A 13,704-nucleotide genomic window follows, 5' to 3' on the forward strand; every position below is an offset into this window, starting at 1 on the left:
TCAAATCCCCAGATAGGCTTCGCGGATACGTGGATCGGCGATCAATTCGGCCGCCGGCCCTTCCATACTGATGCGGCCCGTCTCCATGACATAGCCGCGATCGGCGATCTTCAGCGCGCCGAACGCGTTCTGTTCAACCAGAAGCACGGTGACGTCAAGTTTCTTCAGCCCGCTGACCACATCGAAGATCTGCTGCACCAGGATCGGCGCCAGCCCCATCGAGGGTTCATCCAGCAACAGGCACGACGGCCGCCCCATCAGCGCGCGCGCGATCGCCAGCATCTGCTGTTGCCCGCCCGACAGGCCGCCCGCCGCCTGATTGCGTTTCTGTTTCAGGATCGGGAACATCTGGAAGGCGTCTTCCATGTCGCGGTCCACCCGGTCATCGGAAAACAGGAACGCGCCCAGCCGCAGGTTTTCCTCAACCGTCAGGTTGGTGAATATCTGTCGCCCCTCGGGCGATTGTGCCAGCCCCCGGCGCAGGCGCTTGAAGCCCGGCACGGTGGTAATGACGTCGCCCCGGAAGGTGATCGCCCCGCCCGTGACCGGCTGCACCCCCGAGATACAGCGCAACAGCGTGGTCTTGCCCGCGCCATTGGCGCCCACGACGGTGACGATTTCGCCCGAATTCACGGCCAGATCGATGCCGTGCAACACCTCGATGCGGCCATAGCGCGACCGCAGCCCTTCAACCGTCAGCATCGGCAGCCTCCTGCGTTCCAAGATAGGCCGCGATCACATCGGGGTTGCGGCTGACCGTGGCCGGGTCGCCCTCGGCGATCTTCTCGCCATGGTCCAGCACCACGATATGGTTGGAAATGCGCATGACCATCTTCATGTCATGCTCGACCAGCAGGATCGCCACGCCCTCGGCGGCGACCTCGGCGATCAGGTGGTCGATCTCTTCGGTCTCGACCGCGTTGCAGCCCGCCGCCGGTTCATCCAGCAACAGCACCCGCGGCTTCAGCGCCAGCGCGCGCGCGATTTCCAACCGCTTGAGCGCGCCATAGGACAGGTTGCCCGCCTCTTGTTCGCCGGCGCGACCAAGGCCCACGCGTTCAAGCAGCTTTTGCGCCCCTTCGCGCGCGACCTGCGCCCGGCGGCGCGAGGACGGCAGGTTCAGCAGATCGGCCAGCAGATGCCCGCTTTCCTGCAGGTGATAGCCCGCGATCGCATTTTCCAGCACCGTCATCTGCTGAAAGATCTGCAGGTTCTGGAAGGTGCGCGACAGGCCCCGGCGCGCCAGAAGATGCGGGCTCATGCCGGTGACATCCTCGCCGTCCAGCTTCACCCGGCCCGAGCCGGGCAGATAGACGCCCGAGATCATGTTGAACAGCGTAGTCTTGCCTGCGCCGTTGGGCCCGATGACCGAAACGATCTCGCCCGGTTTCATGGCGAAGCTGACATCGTGGACGGCGCGCACGCCGCCGAATTCGATGCCCAGCCCTTCTACTTGCAGAAGACTCATTCACCCCTCCCCCGGATCAGGCGCAGGACCGAGGGCAGCAGCCCTTCGCGCATGAAGATCATCACCAGCATCATCACCAGACCCAACATCAGCTGTTCATATTCGGCAAAGACCGTAAGAACCTGCGGCAGCATCGTCAGGATGCCGGCGCCGAAGATCGCGCCCAGCACCGATCCCGCGCCGCCCAGAACCGCCATCGTCACCATTTCGATCGAGTGCATGTAGCCCGCGACATCGGGGGTGATGAACTTGTTCTGCAGCGCCAGAAGCGACCCCGAGACCGAGGCATAGACCGCCGAGATCACGAAGGCCTGCAGCTTCAGCCGGGCCACATCAACACCCACGGTGCGCGCGGCAATTTCCGACCCGTGCAGCGCGCGCAGCGCCCGGCCGGTGGGGCTGTTGAACAGGTTCAGCGCAAGCCAGGCCCCCAGCAACAGCGCAAGGCCGGTGAAGCCATACCAGAATTCGGAATTGTTCAGGTTCAGGCCCATGTCCTTCAGCAGACCGCGCAGGCCCAGATCAGGCACCTCGATCCCGTCGGGACCACGGGTGATGTCGCGTTCATTGGCCAGAACCATCGACACCAGAATACCAAAGCCCAGCGTGGCCACGCCCAGATAATAGCCCTTCAGCCGCAGGATCGGCCGCCCGATCAGCCAGGCCATCGCCGCCGAAATCACCGCCCCCAGCACCAGCGCCAACCCCGGATGCAGGCCCAGATGCACCGGCGCCAGCGCGCAGGTATAGGCGCCGATCCCGGCAAAGCCCGCATGGCCCAGGCTGATCTGGCCGGCATAGCCGATCAGGATGACCATCCCTGTCACCGCGATGCCGTTCACGAAGATCAACGATCCGACGCGGTAATAGTAGGATGAGGGGAAGAAGAACGGGGTGATGGCGATCAGCAGCGCCAGCACCAGAAGGGTCGCTTGCTTGTTGCTCAGCTTCATGGTCACACCCGATCCGTGGATTTCTTGCCAAACAGGCCCTGCGGCATGGCAAACAGCACCGCAAGGATCACGATGAAGGCCGCCGCGTCCTTGTACTGGCTGGAAATGTAGCCTGCGGTCAGCGCCTCAAGCAGGCCCAGCAGGATGCCGCCCACCAGCGCGCCCTTGGGGTTGCCCATGCCGCCCAGCATCGCCGCGGCAAAGCCCTTCAGCGCCAGCGCGATGCCCACGTCATAGCTGACCAGCGTGATCGGCGTCACCAGAACGCCCGCCAGCGCGCCGATGCCCGCCGACATGGCAAAGGACAGCGTCATCACCCAGGCGGTGTTGATCCCCACCAGCTGCGCCGCAAGACGGTTGTTGGACGTGGCCAGAATGGCCTTGCCCATCAACGTGCGGGTGAAGAACAGCCACAGCCCCACGAACACCGCCAGCGCCCCCGCGATCACCCAAAGGCTTTGCGGCAGGATCGTCGCGCCCAGCACCCGGATCGGATCATCGCCCGAAAAGGCCGGAAAGCGGTGCAGCTGCTTGTCGAACACCAGTTGCGTGACACCGCGGATAAAGATCGAGGCGCCGATCGTGATGATGATCAGCGACACCACCGGCGCGCCGCGCGCCGGCTCGATCGCCAGCTTGTTCAGCGCCACCCCGATCGCCGCCGTCACCGCGACCGCGATCAGCGCCGCCAGCGGCAGCGGCAACCCCGCCTTGAAGGCGAAGACGGTGATCATGCCGCCCAGCATCACGAATTCGCCCTGGGCGAAGTTCACGACGTCAGAGGCGTTGTAGATGATGGTGAAACCCAGCGCGACCAGCGCGTAGACCGCGCCGACCGTCACGCCGGACAGTAGGAATTGCATCAGTTCGGGCATCGGGAGGCTCTCCGGCGATGGCGGGACAGGGGCCGCGCGGGTGGCGCGGAAAGGTCCAGCCCGCACGCGGCGGGCCGGGCCGTCACGAATTACTCAACCAGGGTCCATTCGCCGTTGCGGATTTCCAGCATCCGGAAGGCGGACAGGTCCAGGCCCAGGTGATCCTCGGGCGACATCGTGTAGATGCCGGTGGTCCCCACCAGACCCGAGGTCGCCTCGATCGCGTCACGGATCGCCACCGGCTCGGTCGAACCGGCGCGGGTGATGGCATCGACCAGGATGCGCAGCCCGTCATGGGCATAGCCGCCAAAGGTGCCGACCGGGGTGCCGGTCTTGTCCTCGAACATGGTCTTGTAGGCGGTCACGACCGGCTTTTGCGGGTCATCTTCGGCCAGCAGGTCGGGCACCAGAAGCGCGTTGCCCGGCAGGCGCACGCCCTCGGCGGCCTCGGCCCCGGCCAGTTCGATGAACCCTTTTGAGGCCACACCATGCGACTGATACAGCGGCAGGTCGATCGCCAGCTGCGCATAGTTGCGCGTCACGATCGAGGGGCCCTGGCCAAAGCCCGGGTTCAGGATCGCCTGGATACCGTCGCTGCCCTTGACGTTGGTCAGCTGCGGGGTCATGTCGGCATCCTGCGGCCCATAGCTTTCATCGGCCAGCACCTCGATGCCGTAATCGCCCACGATCGACAGGCACTGGTTGCGCATCGAGGCGCCGAAGCCGTCGGTCCCCGAGATCATGCCGATCTTGGTGATTTCGCGCTTCTGCATGTCTTCAAAGATCTTGGCGCAGGCCATGCGGTCGGTGTGCGGGGTCTTGAAGACGAAGGGCTTGACCGGATCGATGATCTCGATCGCGCCGGCCAGCGAGATGAAGGGCACTTCGGCATCCTCGGCCACCGGGATGATCGCCATGGACGTGCCGGTGGTGGTGCCGCCGACGATGGCGACGACCTCGTCATCCTCGACCAGGCGGGTGGCGAAGGTGCGCGCCTTGTTCGGATCGCCGCCGTCGTCATAGATCACAAGCTCGATCTTCTCGCCATTGACGCCGCCATTGGCGTTGATGTCCTCGACAAGCATCTTCAGCGTCTTGGCCTCGGGGTCGCCCAGGAAGGCGGCGGGGCCGGTTTCGGACACCGAGGCGCCGATCTTGATTTCGGCCATTGCGGTGCCCGCCAGGCCCAGGGCCATAAGCGTGGCAAGCGCGGTGGCGCTGGCAGTGGTGGTCAGGGTCTTCATGCTGGTCTCCTCCCTCAGGGACTTTGCAGTAAGGCGGCCCGGTCAGGCCGCTTTCGGTCGCCGCCACATCGCCACGCGGAAGCGTCCGGTGACAAAGGCGGTATCGGTCAGGCTTGCGTTGCCCGCCGGGTTGGCCCCGGTGACATGATAGTCGCTGAACGCAGCGCTTTGATTGACGAAGATGTTGCCGGTCAGGTTGACCGACAGGTTCACGCCTGCCCCCGCAAAGGCATCGGCGGCGCGCAGGATGCGGGCGTCGTCGGTGTCATAAAGTGCTGCGGTGATCGCCCCCTTGCGCCGGGCCAGATCGGCGGCGGCATGGATGCCGGCTTCGGCATCGGCCACGGGCACGACAAAGGCGACGGGGCCAAAGCACTCGGCCTCATGCGCGGCCGAACCGGCGGCGCCTTCGTCCAGCGTGACGATCAAGGGCGTGGCGCTGCGCCCCTGCCCCGCGATCGGCGCGCTGTCACGCACCACGCGGCCCATGGCGCGCGCGCCATCCACCCGCGCCAGCGTGGCCGGGTTGGCGATCGCCCCGCAAACCCCGGACGCGCGCGCCGGATCGGCAAGCAGCGCATCGACCGCATCGGCAATGCCCTGGGCGACCTGATCCAGGCTCTTGTGGCCCTGATCGGTGTCGATCCCGTCGCGGGGCACAAAGATATCCTGCGGCGAGGTGCACATCTGCCCGGAATACAGCGACAGTGAAAAAGCGATATTGGCGCACATGCCGTCGAAATCATCGCTGGCGGCGATCACGATGGAATTGACGCCCGCTTCCTCGGTATAGACCTGCGCGCCCGGCGCGGCATTGTCGCGCACCCATTGGCCAAAGGCATTTGATCCGGTGTAGTCGATGATCCGCACCGCCGGGTCGCGCACCAGATCGGCGGTGATCGGCGCGGACGGCACATCGGCGGCCAGCAGCACCACATCGGCGGGCAAGCCCGCCTCGGCCAGCACCTCACGCGCGATGCGCACGGTGATCGCCAGCGGTAGCACCGCGCCCGGATGGGGCTTGACGATCACCGGGTTGCCGGTGGCCAGGCTGGCAAACAGCCCGGGATAGGAATTCCACGTCGGGAAGGTGTTGCAGCCGATCACCAGCGCCACCCCGCGCGGCACCACGCGCCAGTGCTTTTCGATCACCAGCGGCGCGGCCTTGCCCTGCGGCTTTTCCCAGATCGCGGTTTTCGGCGTGCGGGTCATTTCCGCCCATGCGGTCGCCACCGCCTCCAGCCCGCGGTCCTGGGCATGCGGCCCGCCCGCCTGGAAGGCCATCGCAAAGGCCTGCCCGGTGGTGTGCATCACCGCATTGCCCATCAGGAAGCTGATCCGGTTCAGCCGCACCAGGATTTCCAGGCAGATGCCCACGCGGGTTTCGGGGCTGGCGGCAGCCCAGGGCGCGGCGGCGGCCTGGGATGCGGCGATCAGCGTTTCGGGTCGCGCCGCGGGATAGGTGATTCCCAGAGCCGGGCCCCAGGGCGACAGTTCGGCCCCAAGACGATCTGATTCGGGGTGGCCGGGCAGGTCAAAGGGCGCGCCAAGGGCTGCGTCAAAGGCGGCCTCGCCTTCGGCCTTGGCCGTTTCGCCATAGATCTTGCCGCTTGGAACCTCTGGAAAAGGCGACCAGAATCCGCGGCTTTCAAGCGCGCGCAGCGCATCTTCCAACAGCCCACGATGACGGTCGAACAGCTCGCTCATGCCGGTGCCTCCTCCACAAAGCAGCTTTATCATTGACCGGCCGGTCGGACTATGCAACAAATTTTTTACACGCCGCCGGGCAGCCCGCGGCCTGAGGGGAGCCTGAGGGGGAGATTGCCGATGACCCAATCCGACACAGTCCTGGTGGCGCTGAACGATGGCGTTCTGCGCCTGACGCTGAACCGTCCGGAAAAGCTTAATTCCTTCAATGAGGAAATGCACCTTGCGTTGCGCGCCGGGCTGCAGCGCGCGCATGATGATGCCGATGTGCGCGCGGTCCTGCTGACCGGCGCGGGGCGCGGGTTCTGCGCGGGTCAGGATCTTGGCGACCGCGATCCGCGCAAGGGCGGCCCGGCCCCGGATCTGGGCCATACGCTGGAAACCTTCTACAACCCGACGCTGCGCCTGCTGCGGGCACTGGAAAAGCCGGTGGTCTGCGCGGTCAACGGCGTGGCGGCGGGCGCGGGCGCAAATATCGCGCTGGCCTGCGACATCGTTCTGGCGGCGAAATCGGCGAAATTCATCCAGGCCTTCGCCAAGATCGGCCTGGTGCCCGATGCCGGCGGCACCTGGAGCCTGTCGCGCATCCTGGGTGAGCCGCGCGCCAAGGCGCTGGCGCTGACCGCCGAGCCGCTGATGGCCGAGAAGGCCGCCGACTGGGGCTTGATCTGGAAGGCCGTCGAGGATGAGGCCCTGCTGCCCGAGGCCAGCGCGCTGGCGCAATCGCTGGCCGCCGGCCCGACGCTGGGCCTGGGCCTGACCAAGCGGCTGATCCAGGCCGCGGCCACCAACAGCCTGGATGCCCAGCTAGACATGGAACGCGACTGCCAGCGTCAGGCCGGGCGCAGCGCCGATTACGCCGAAGGCGTCACCGCCTTCCTGGAAAAGCGCAAGCCGGAGTTCCGGGGCCAATGAAACCCGTAGCCCAGATGACGCCGCAGGAACTGGCCGAGGCTTCGGCCCGCGCGATGTGGAACGACGATTCCGCCAGCCAGCGGCTGGGCATGGCGCTGGATCATGTCGCCCCGGGGCAGGCCACGTTGTCGATGACGATCACCGCCGACATGTCCAACGGGCACGGCAATTGCCACGGCGGCTATATCTTCACGCTGGCCGATTCGGCCTTTGCCTTCGCCTGCAACAGCTACAACGACGTGGTCGTCGGGCAGCATTGCTCGATCTCCTATCTCAACCCGGTGCGCATCGGCGACCGGCTGACCGCCACCGCGCGCGAGGTTTCCCGCCGCGGCCGGTCCGGGATCTATGACATCCGCATCACCAATCAGGACGGTGTGCACGTGGCCGAATTCCGTGGCCATTCGCGCATGGTCAAAGGCACCCACCTGCCGGTCTGACCGGCATCGCTTTCCAAAGGGAGGACCCATGGAAGACCTTACCCCCCGCAAGCAGGATCTGGACCCGATCGAGATCGCCTCGCGCGATGAAATCGCGGCACTGCAGTTCCACCGCATGAAACGCTCGCTGAAACATGCGTTCGAGAACTCGCCCTTCTACCGCAAGCAGTTCATCGCCCATGACGTCCATCCCGAAGATCTGAAGACGCTGGCCGATATCGCCAAGTTCCCCTTCACGACCAAGCAGGATCTGCGCGACACCTATCCCTTCGGCATGTTCGCCGTGCCGCAGACGAAACTGGTGCGTATCCACGGATCGTCCGGCACCACGGGCAAGCCGACGGTGGTGGGCTATACCGCCAATGACATCGATGTCTGGGCCAACCTGATCGCGCGTTCGATCCGCGCGGCCGGTGGCCGCCCCGGCGACATCCTGCACAATGCCTATGGCTACGGCCTGTTCACCGGCGGCCTTGGCGCGCATTACGGCGCGGAACGGTTGGGCTGCACGGTGGTGCCGATTTCCGGCGGGCAGACCGAACGCCAGGTCACGCTGATCACCGATTTCAAGCCGCGCATCATCATGGTGACGCCGTCCTACATGCTGTCGATCCTGGATGAATTCCGCCGCCAGGGCCTTGACCCGCGTGAAAGCTCGCTCAAGGTCGGGATCTTCGGTGCCGAACCCTGGACCAACGCGATGCGTCAGGAAATCCAGGATGCCTTCGACATGCATGCCGTGGACATCTATGGCCTGTCCGAGGTGATGGGCCCCGGCGTCGCGCAGGAATGCGTGGAAACCAAGGACGGCCTGCACATCTGGGAAGACCACTTCTACCCGGAAATCATCGACCCGGTGACGGGCGAGGTTCTGCCCGATGGCGAAATGGGCGAGCTGGTGTTCACCACGCTGACCAAGGAAGGCCTGCCGATGGTGCGCTATCGCACCCGCGACCTGACCCGCCTGCTGCCCGGCACCGCACGGTCCATGCGCCGGATCGACAAGATCACCGGGCGCAGCGACGACATGATCATCCTGCGCGGGGTCAACGTCTTCCCGACCCAGATCGAGGAACAGATCCTGAAATGCAAGGGCCTGGCGCCGCATTTCCAGCTGGAACTGAACCGCGCGGGCCGGATGGACAATCTGACCGTCCATGTCGAATGCGCCCTGGGCCACACCGACGCCGCCGCGCGCGAGGCCGCGGCCAAGGAACTGGCCCATCACATCAAGGCGGTGGTCGGCGTATCAACCCGGATCAACGTCTGCGATCCCGAAATGATCGCCCGGTCCGAAGGCAAGGCCAAACGCGTCATCGACAACCGCCCCAAGGAATGACGCGCGCGTGACATCGCCCGGGCGCGCGATGTATAGGGGGGGGCGGAACCGCCCTCCCATTTTTTTCGGGCAGAACGGAACAGGAAGACCATGGCACGGACCCGCGCGAGCGATTTCGAAGAGAAACAGCACAGTATCCTTTTGAGTGCCGCGGCAGTTTTCGCCGAACAGGGAATGGACAAAGCCTCGATGGCGCAGATCGCCAGCCATTCACAGGTGTCCAAGGCCCTGCTTTACCACTATTATCCCAGCAAGGACGCGCTGATCTTTGCGATCATCCACACCCATCTGGCCGACCTGGAAGAAGCGATCGCCGAGGCCGACGCCCCCGACCTGCCCCCCGCCCTGCGCCTGCACCGGCTGGTCAGCGCGGTGCTGGAAAGCTATCGCGGGGCAGATAACGAACACAAGGTGCAGCTGAACGCCACCAGCGCCCTGACCGACGACCAGCGCGCCGAAATCCACGCGATCGAACGGCGCATCGTCAAACGCTTTGCCGCCGTGCTGCGCGACATCAACCCCGCGCTGGACGACAAGGCCCGCCCGCTGCTGATGCCGGTGACGATGTCGCTGTTCGGCATGATGAACTGGGTCTACATGTGGTTCCGCGATGGCGGCCCGATCACGCGCGAGGATTACGCCGATGTGGCGACAACGCTGATCCTGGAAGGGATCAAGGCGGTGCGCTAAGCCCCCCTGCCCGGCCTTCACGCGGGCGAAACCGGCGAAGCCTCCGGCGGAGGTATTTGTTGCAAGATGAAACAGGCGCCGCGCCCTGCCCCGGGGTGCGGCGCCTGTTTTTTGGGCGATCAGCCCCAGGTCTTGGCGACCATGGTCAGCACGTCATATTGCGCGACCACGGCCCCGTTCTGATTGGTGACCTGGCAATCCCAGCGCACCTCGCCATGTTCGGCGGTGGCGCGGGGGTTGATTTCCTTGCAGGTCAGGCGGACCTGAAGCGTGTCGCCGAAATAGACCGGGGTCAGGAAGCGCAGGTTGTCGACGCCGTAATTGGCCAGCACCGGGCCGGGGTTCGGTTCGACGAACAGGCCGGCCGCGAAAGAGGCGATCAGATAACCATGTGCCACCCGGTCGTCAAAGAACGGGTTGGCCTTGGCCGCCGCGCTGTCCATGTGCGCGTAGAAGGTATCGCCGGTGAAATGGGCGAAATGTTCCACATCTTCCTGCGTGACCTGGCGCGCGGCGGTGATCAGCTGATCGCCGATCTTCAAATCCTGCAGCGATTTGCGGAACGGATGTTCGCCCTGCTGCGCATCGGCGCCTTCGATCCAGCGCCCGGTGACGGCCGACAACAGCCGCGGCGCGCCCTGCACCGCGGTGCGCTGCATATAGTGTTTGACGCCGCGGATGCCGCCCATTTCCTCGCCGCCGCCCGCGCGGCCCGGCCCGCCGTGGACCAGCCCCGCCAGCGGCGAGCCATGCCCCGTTGAGGTCTTGGCCGAGGCGCGGTTGCCGATCAGCACGCGCCCGTGGAACGGTGCCATGCCGATCACGACCTCTTCGGCGACGGTCTTGTCATTGGTGAAGACCGAGGCGACCAGCGACCCCTTGCCGCGCTGCGCCAGGTCGACCGCCTCCTCGAGCGTGTCATAGGGCATGACCGTGGACACCGGGCCGAAGGCCTCGACATCATGCACGGCGCTGGCGGCAAAGGGCTTGTCGCAATACAGCAGGACCGGGTTCACGAAGGCGCCCTTTTCCGCATCGCCCGAGGCCACGCGGACCTCATCGGGGTTGCCGGCGACGATTTCGGCATCGGCCTGCAGGTCCTTGATCCGCGCGCGGACCTCATCACGCTGATCAAGGCTGGCCAGCGGCCCCATGCGGGTGCCATCCACCGACGGATCGCCCAGCGCGGTCTTGCCCAGCCGGTCGCCCAGCGCCGCGACCAGCGCCTGCACCTGCGCGCGCGGCGCGATCACGCGGCGGATCGCGGTGCATTTCTGCCCCGCCTTCACCGTCATTTCACGCGCGACTTCCTTGACGAACAGGTCGAATTCCTCAGTTCCGGGCACCGCATCCGGCCCCAGGATCGAGGCGTTCAGGCTGTCGGCCTCCATCGTGAAGCGGACCGAGTTCTCGATGATGGCGGGGTGGGTCTTCAGCTTGCGCCCGGTCCAGGCCGATCCGGTAAAGGTCACCGCGTCCTGCACGCCGACATGGTCCAGCATGTCGCCCACCGATCCCGATACCAGCTGCAGCGCACCTTCGGGCAGGATGCCCGTTTCGATCATCCGGCGCACCATCAGCTCGGTCAGATAGGCGGTCTGCGACGCGGGCTTGATCAGGCAGGGCACGCCCGCCAGCAGGTTCGGCCCGATCTTTTCAAGCATCCCCCAGCAGGGGAAGTTGAAGGCGTTGATATGGATCGCGATCCCGTGCAGCGGGGTCAGGATGTGCTGCGCCGAAAAGCTGGCATCCTTGGACAGCAGTTCCACATCGCCATCGATCAGAACGCGCGTGTTGGGCAATTCGCGCCGCCCCTTTGACGCAAAAGTCAGAAGCGTGCCGATACCGCCTTCGATGTCGATCCAGGCATCGGCCCGGGTCGCGCCGGTGGCAAGGCTTTCGGCATAGAATTCCTCTTTCATCTCCATCAGCTTCAGGCCAAGCGCCTTGAGCATCTGCGCGCGGTCATGGAAGGACATGGCGCGCAGCGCGCGCCCGCCCTTGTCACGGCCCCAGTCCAGCGCGGCCTTGAAATCAAGCCCGGTGGAATCGATGAACGCGACGGGTTCCCCCGTCGCGGCATTCAGAAGCGGCACGCCTTCCTTCGCGCCACGGGTCCATTCCCCGCAGACAAAACTTTCCAGTCGGCGCGGTGCGCGGATCGTGACGGTCATCAGGTCTTCCTCGTTCAGTTCAGGTTCAGCGCCGCGAGCTTTTCATCGACGCGGGCGTTCCAGGCGGCCAGAAGGGCCTCATTGGGCTGGCGGCGCAGGCCAAGCCGGCGCAGCATGTCAAAGCGCGCCGATCCGGCGGTGCCGAAAGTCGCGGCGACTCGCGGGCGCCAGTAGGCGATCACGGCGCGGGCCGCGGCCTGACCATCCGCAATGGCGGCGATCCGTTCCAGACCTTCCAGGCCCAGATCGGCATGGCGCGCCTCACGCGGGGCGATCTCGCGGAAGATCTCGGCCAGCGGCGCATAGGACAGGCGTGTCAGCTCGGTCATCTGGACCCCGGTCGCAAGGCCCATCAGCACGTTCATCACCACCGCATCGGTCCAGCCGGTGATCGGATAATGGAACACCGACAGACGCATGTCGCCGCCCTGGCGCACTGCGCCCAGATCGGCATCGCGGGCCACGCGCGCGGCCCAGTCATGCTGGCCCTGATAGCGCGCGGTATCGGTGCCGAAGCTGCCCATCACATCCAGCACACGTTCGGCGTGATCGGCCTTTTCCAGCGTGATCCGGCTGGCCGCGATACGTTCCTTGATGCCCGGCGCAAAGTTGATCGAGCTGGCAAAGCCCGCCGATCCGGCCAGTTCGCTGTCCACGAAGGACGACATCAGCCGCATCAGTTCGCCCCGATAGCGGGCGGGCACATTGGCCGGCGAGGTCAGCACCCCGCCCTGCGCCAGATAGTCGTCGATGTTCATCGTGTCGGAAGTATTGGTGTCGGACATGGGTTCCTCCCTTTCGCCCTTCATTCGTCGTAGCTGACGACGACCTTGTCGGTCAGCGGGAAGGCCTGGCAGCTAAGGACATAGCCCGCGCGCACCTCATAATCTTCCAGCGCGTGGTTGATCGCCATCTCGACCTCACCCTCCAGCACCTTGCAGCGGCAGGTCGAACAGACCCCGGCCTTGCAGGAATAGGGCGCGTCCATGTTCGCCCCCAGCGCGGCATCAAGGATGCTTTGGCCCTGGCGCGGCATTTCAAAGCTGCGGGTGGCGCCATCCAGCGTGACGGTGGCGGCGGTGCCGCTGCCGGGCGCGATCGCCTGCTGCGACACGGCCTTGGCCTTGGCGCGGCCCGGCTGGCTGCTGGCGAACAGTTCGAACTTGATCTGGGTATCGTCCAGGCCATGCGCGCGCAGGCTGGCCGCGATCGCCAGCATCATCGGCTCGGGCCCGCAGATGAAGGCGGTATCGACCGATTTGGGGTCGATCCAGCGATCAAACAGCGCGGTCATCTTGTCCGCGTCGATCCGGCCGGTGAACAGGTCGATTTCCTGGCCTTCCTGTTCCAGCACATGGATCACCGAGAAGCGACCCAGATACAGGTTCTTCAGATCTTCCAGCTCTTCGCGGAACATGATCGTGTTGATCTGGCGGTTTGCATAGACCAGCGTGAAACGCGATTGCGGTTCGCGCGCCAGCACCGTCTTGATGATCGACAGCACCGGCGTGATCCCTGACCCCCCGGCAAAGCCAAGGTAATGCTTGTCGGCGACCGGGTCGATATCCGTGTAGAACCGACCCATCGGCGGCATCGCATCCAGCGTATCGCCCGGGCGCAGGTTTTCATTGGCCCAGGTCGAAAAGGCGCCGCCATCGACCCGCTTGATCCCGACCTTCAGGACGCCTTCGTCCTTGCCGGCGCAGATCGAATAGGACCGGCGCAGTTCCTCACCGTCGAAATCGCGGCGAAAGGTCAGATACTGGCCTTGGGTGAAATCGAAAGCGGCGGCGTCCTCGGCGCGCGGCTTCAGCGTGACCACGACCGCATCGCGGGTTTCGCGGCGCACATCGGTGACCTCAAGGGGGTGGAAACGTGCCATGTGGCGTTACCTCCGCA

At 65.3% G+C, this 13,704-nt stretch carries 13 protein-coding genes; 4 read left to right on the top strand and 9 right to left on the bottom strand.

What is annotated here, in order from left to right; translation table 11 throughout:
- From MXB90_RS00055 to paaN, 6 genes are all read right to left on the bottom strand, one after another.
- Complete coding sequence (locus tag MXB90_RS00055) at positions 1 to 702, bottom strand: ABC transporter ATP-binding protein (protein ID WP_250039434.1); 702 nt, start codon at positions 700 to 702, stop codon at positions 1 to 3.
- Positions 689 to 1,468, bottom strand: a complete 780-nt coding sequence (locus MXB90_RS00060) for an ABC transporter ATP-binding protein (protein WP_250039436.1) — start codon at positions 1,466 to 1,468, stop codon at positions 689 to 691. The genes MXB90_RS00055 and MXB90_RS00060 overlap by 14 nt, the downstream gene beginning before the upstream one ends.
- Entirely contained in the window at positions 1,465 to 2,421 is a 957-nt protein-coding gene (locus MXB90_RS00065) for a branched-chain amino acid ABC transporter permease (protein WP_250039438.1), read from the bottom strand. The genes MXB90_RS00060 and MXB90_RS00065 overlap by 4 nt, the downstream gene beginning before the upstream one ends.
- Positions 2,422 to 2,423: 2 nt before the next feature.
- Positions 2,424 to 3,296 (bottom strand): branched-chain amino acid ABC transporter permease, encoded by an 873-nt coding sequence (locus MXB90_RS00070; RefSeq protein ID WP_250039440.1) that lies wholly within the window; start codon positions 3,294 to 3,296, stop codon positions 2,424 to 2,426.
- 89 nt (positions 3,297 to 3,385) lie between these two features.
- Positions 3,386 to 4,540 carry an ABC transporter substrate-binding protein gene (locus MXB90_RS00075; protein ID WP_250039442.1) on the bottom strand — a complete coding sequence of 385 codons (1,155 nt, stop codon included), beginning with the start codon at positions 4,538 to 4,540 and terminating at the stop codon, positions 3,386 to 3,388.
- A gap of 42 nt (positions 4,541 to 4,582) precedes the next feature.
- Positions 4,583 to 6,247: a phenylacetic acid degradation protein PaaN gene (paaN, locus tag MXB90_RS00080; RefSeq protein WP_250039444.1), complete on the bottom strand. Its 1,665-nt coding sequence runs from the start codon at positions 6,245 to 6,247 to the stop codon at positions 4,583 to 4,585.
- A 120-nt stretch (positions 6,248 to 6,367) separates the two neighbouring features.
- Between paaN and paaG the strand changes: the two genes are divergently transcribed.
- From paaG to MXB90_RS00100, 4 genes are all read left to right on the top strand, one after another.
- Positions 6,368 to 7,162, top strand: a complete 795-nt coding sequence (paaG, locus tag MXB90_RS00085; RefSeq protein WP_250039446.1) for a 2-(1,2-epoxy-1,2-dihydrophenyl)acetyl-CoA isomerase PaaG — start codon at positions 6,368 to 6,370, stop codon at positions 7,160 to 7,162.
- A 14-nt stretch (positions 7,163 to 7,176) separates the two neighbouring features.
- Positions 7,177 to 7,602, top strand: coding sequence for a hydroxyphenylacetyl-CoA thioesterase PaaI (gene paaI / locus MXB90_RS00090; protein WP_250040508.1), 426 nt, complete (start codon positions 7,177 to 7,179; stop codon positions 7,600 to 7,602).
- A gap of 28 nt (positions 7,603 to 7,630) precedes the next feature.
- Positions 7,631 to 8,941, top strand: a complete 1,311-nt coding sequence (gene paaK / locus MXB90_RS00095) for a phenylacetate--CoA ligase PaaK (protein ID WP_250039448.1) — start codon at positions 7,631 to 7,633, stop codon at positions 8,939 to 8,941.
- 90 nt (positions 8,942 to 9,031) lie between these two features.
- The gene (locus tag MXB90_RS00100) at positions 9,032 to 9,631 is read left to right on the top strand and encodes a TetR/AcrR family transcriptional regulator (protein ID WP_250039450.1); all 600 of its coding nucleotides are present in this window, start codon (positions 9,032 to 9,034) and stop codon (positions 9,629 to 9,631) included.
- 119 nt (positions 9,632 to 9,750) lie between these two features.
- Here MXB90_RS00100 and paaZ read toward each other — a convergent pair whose 3' ends face one another.
- Genes paaZ through paaE form a run of 3 tightly spaced genes read right to left on the bottom strand, consistent with a single transcriptional unit; the run spans position 9,751 to position 13,687 of the window.
- Positions 9,751 to 11,805 carry a phenylacetic acid degradation bifunctional protein PaaZ gene (gene paaZ, locus MXB90_RS00105; protein WP_250039460.1) on the bottom strand — a complete coding sequence of 685 codons (2,055 nt, stop codon included), beginning with the start codon at positions 11,803 to 11,805 and terminating at the stop codon, positions 9,751 to 9,753.
- A 14-nt stretch (positions 11,806 to 11,819) separates the two neighbouring features.
- The gene (locus tag MXB90_RS00110) at positions 11,820 to 12,590 is read right to left on the bottom strand and encodes a Phenylacetic acid catabolic protein (protein ID WP_250039463.1); all 771 of its coding nucleotides are present in this window, start codon (positions 12,588 to 12,590) and stop codon (positions 11,820 to 11,822) included.
- Between the two features lie 20 nt (positions 12,591 to 12,610).
- Positions 12,611 to 13,687 carry a 1,2-phenylacetyl-CoA epoxidase subunit PaaE gene (paaE, locus tag MXB90_RS00115; RefSeq protein WP_250039467.1) on the bottom strand — a complete coding sequence of 359 codons (1,077 nt, stop codon included), beginning with the start codon at positions 13,685 to 13,687 and terminating at the stop codon, positions 12,611 to 12,613.
- Positions 13,688 to 13,704 lie beyond the last annotated feature (17 nt).

The sequence above is a fragment of the Phaeovulum molybdatiresistens genome (assembly GCF_023544865.1).
Taxonomy (GTDB): domain Bacteria; phylum Pseudomonadota; class Alphaproteobacteria; order Rhodobacterales; family Rhodobacteraceae; genus Pontitalea.

Bases quoted from the DNA above. Each gene is read 5' to 3' on its own strand.
- paaZ (WP_250039460.1), bottom strand. From the start codon at position 11,805: ATGACCGTCACGATCCGCGCACCGCGCCGACTGGAAAGTTTTGTCTGC.
- MXB90_RS00065 (WP_250039438.1), bottom strand. From the start codon at position 2,421: ATGAAGCTGAGCAACAAGCAAGCGACCCTTCTGGTGCTGGCGCTGCTG.
- paaK (WP_250039448.1), top strand. From the start codon at position 7,631: ATGGAAGACCTTACCCCCCGCAAGCAGGATCTGGACCCGATCGAGATC.
- paaI (WP_250040508.1), top strand. From the start codon at position 7,177: ATGACGCCGCAGGAACTGGCCGAGGCTTCGGCCCGCGCGATGTGGAAC.
- MXB90_RS00075 (WP_250039442.1), bottom strand. From the start codon at position 4,540: ATGAAGACCCTGACCACCACTGCCAGCGCCACCGCGCTTGCCACGCTT.
- paaE (WP_250039467.1), bottom strand. From the start codon at position 13,687: ATGGCACGTTTCCACCCCCTTGAGGTCACCGATGTGCGCCGCGAAACC.
- paaN (WP_250039444.1), bottom strand. From the start codon at position 6,247: ATGAGCGAGCTGTTCGACCGTCATCGTGGGCTGTTGGAAGATGCGCTG.
- MXB90_RS00110 (WP_250039463.1), bottom strand. From the start codon at position 12,590: ATGTCCGACACCAATACTTCCGACACGATGAACATCGACGACTATCTG.
- paaG (WP_250039446.1), top strand. From the start codon at position 6,368: ATGACCCAATCCGACACAGTCCTGGTGGCGCTGAACGATGGCGTTCTG.
- MXB90_RS00100 (WP_250039450.1), top strand. From the start codon at position 9,032: ATGGCACGGACCCGCGCGAGCGATTTCGAAGAGAAACAGCACAGTATC.
- MXB90_RS00055 (WP_250039434.1), bottom strand. From the start codon at position 702: ATGCTGACGGTTGAAGGGCTGCGGTCGCGCTATGGCCGCATCGAGGTG.
- MXB90_RS00060 (WP_250039436.1), bottom strand. From the start codon at position 1,468: ATGAGTCTTCTGCAAGTAGAAGGGCTGGGCATCGAATTCGGCGGCGTG.
- MXB90_RS00070 (WP_250039440.1), bottom strand. From the start codon at position 3,296: ATGCCCGAACTGATGCAATTCCTACTGTCCGGCGTGACGGTCGGCGCG.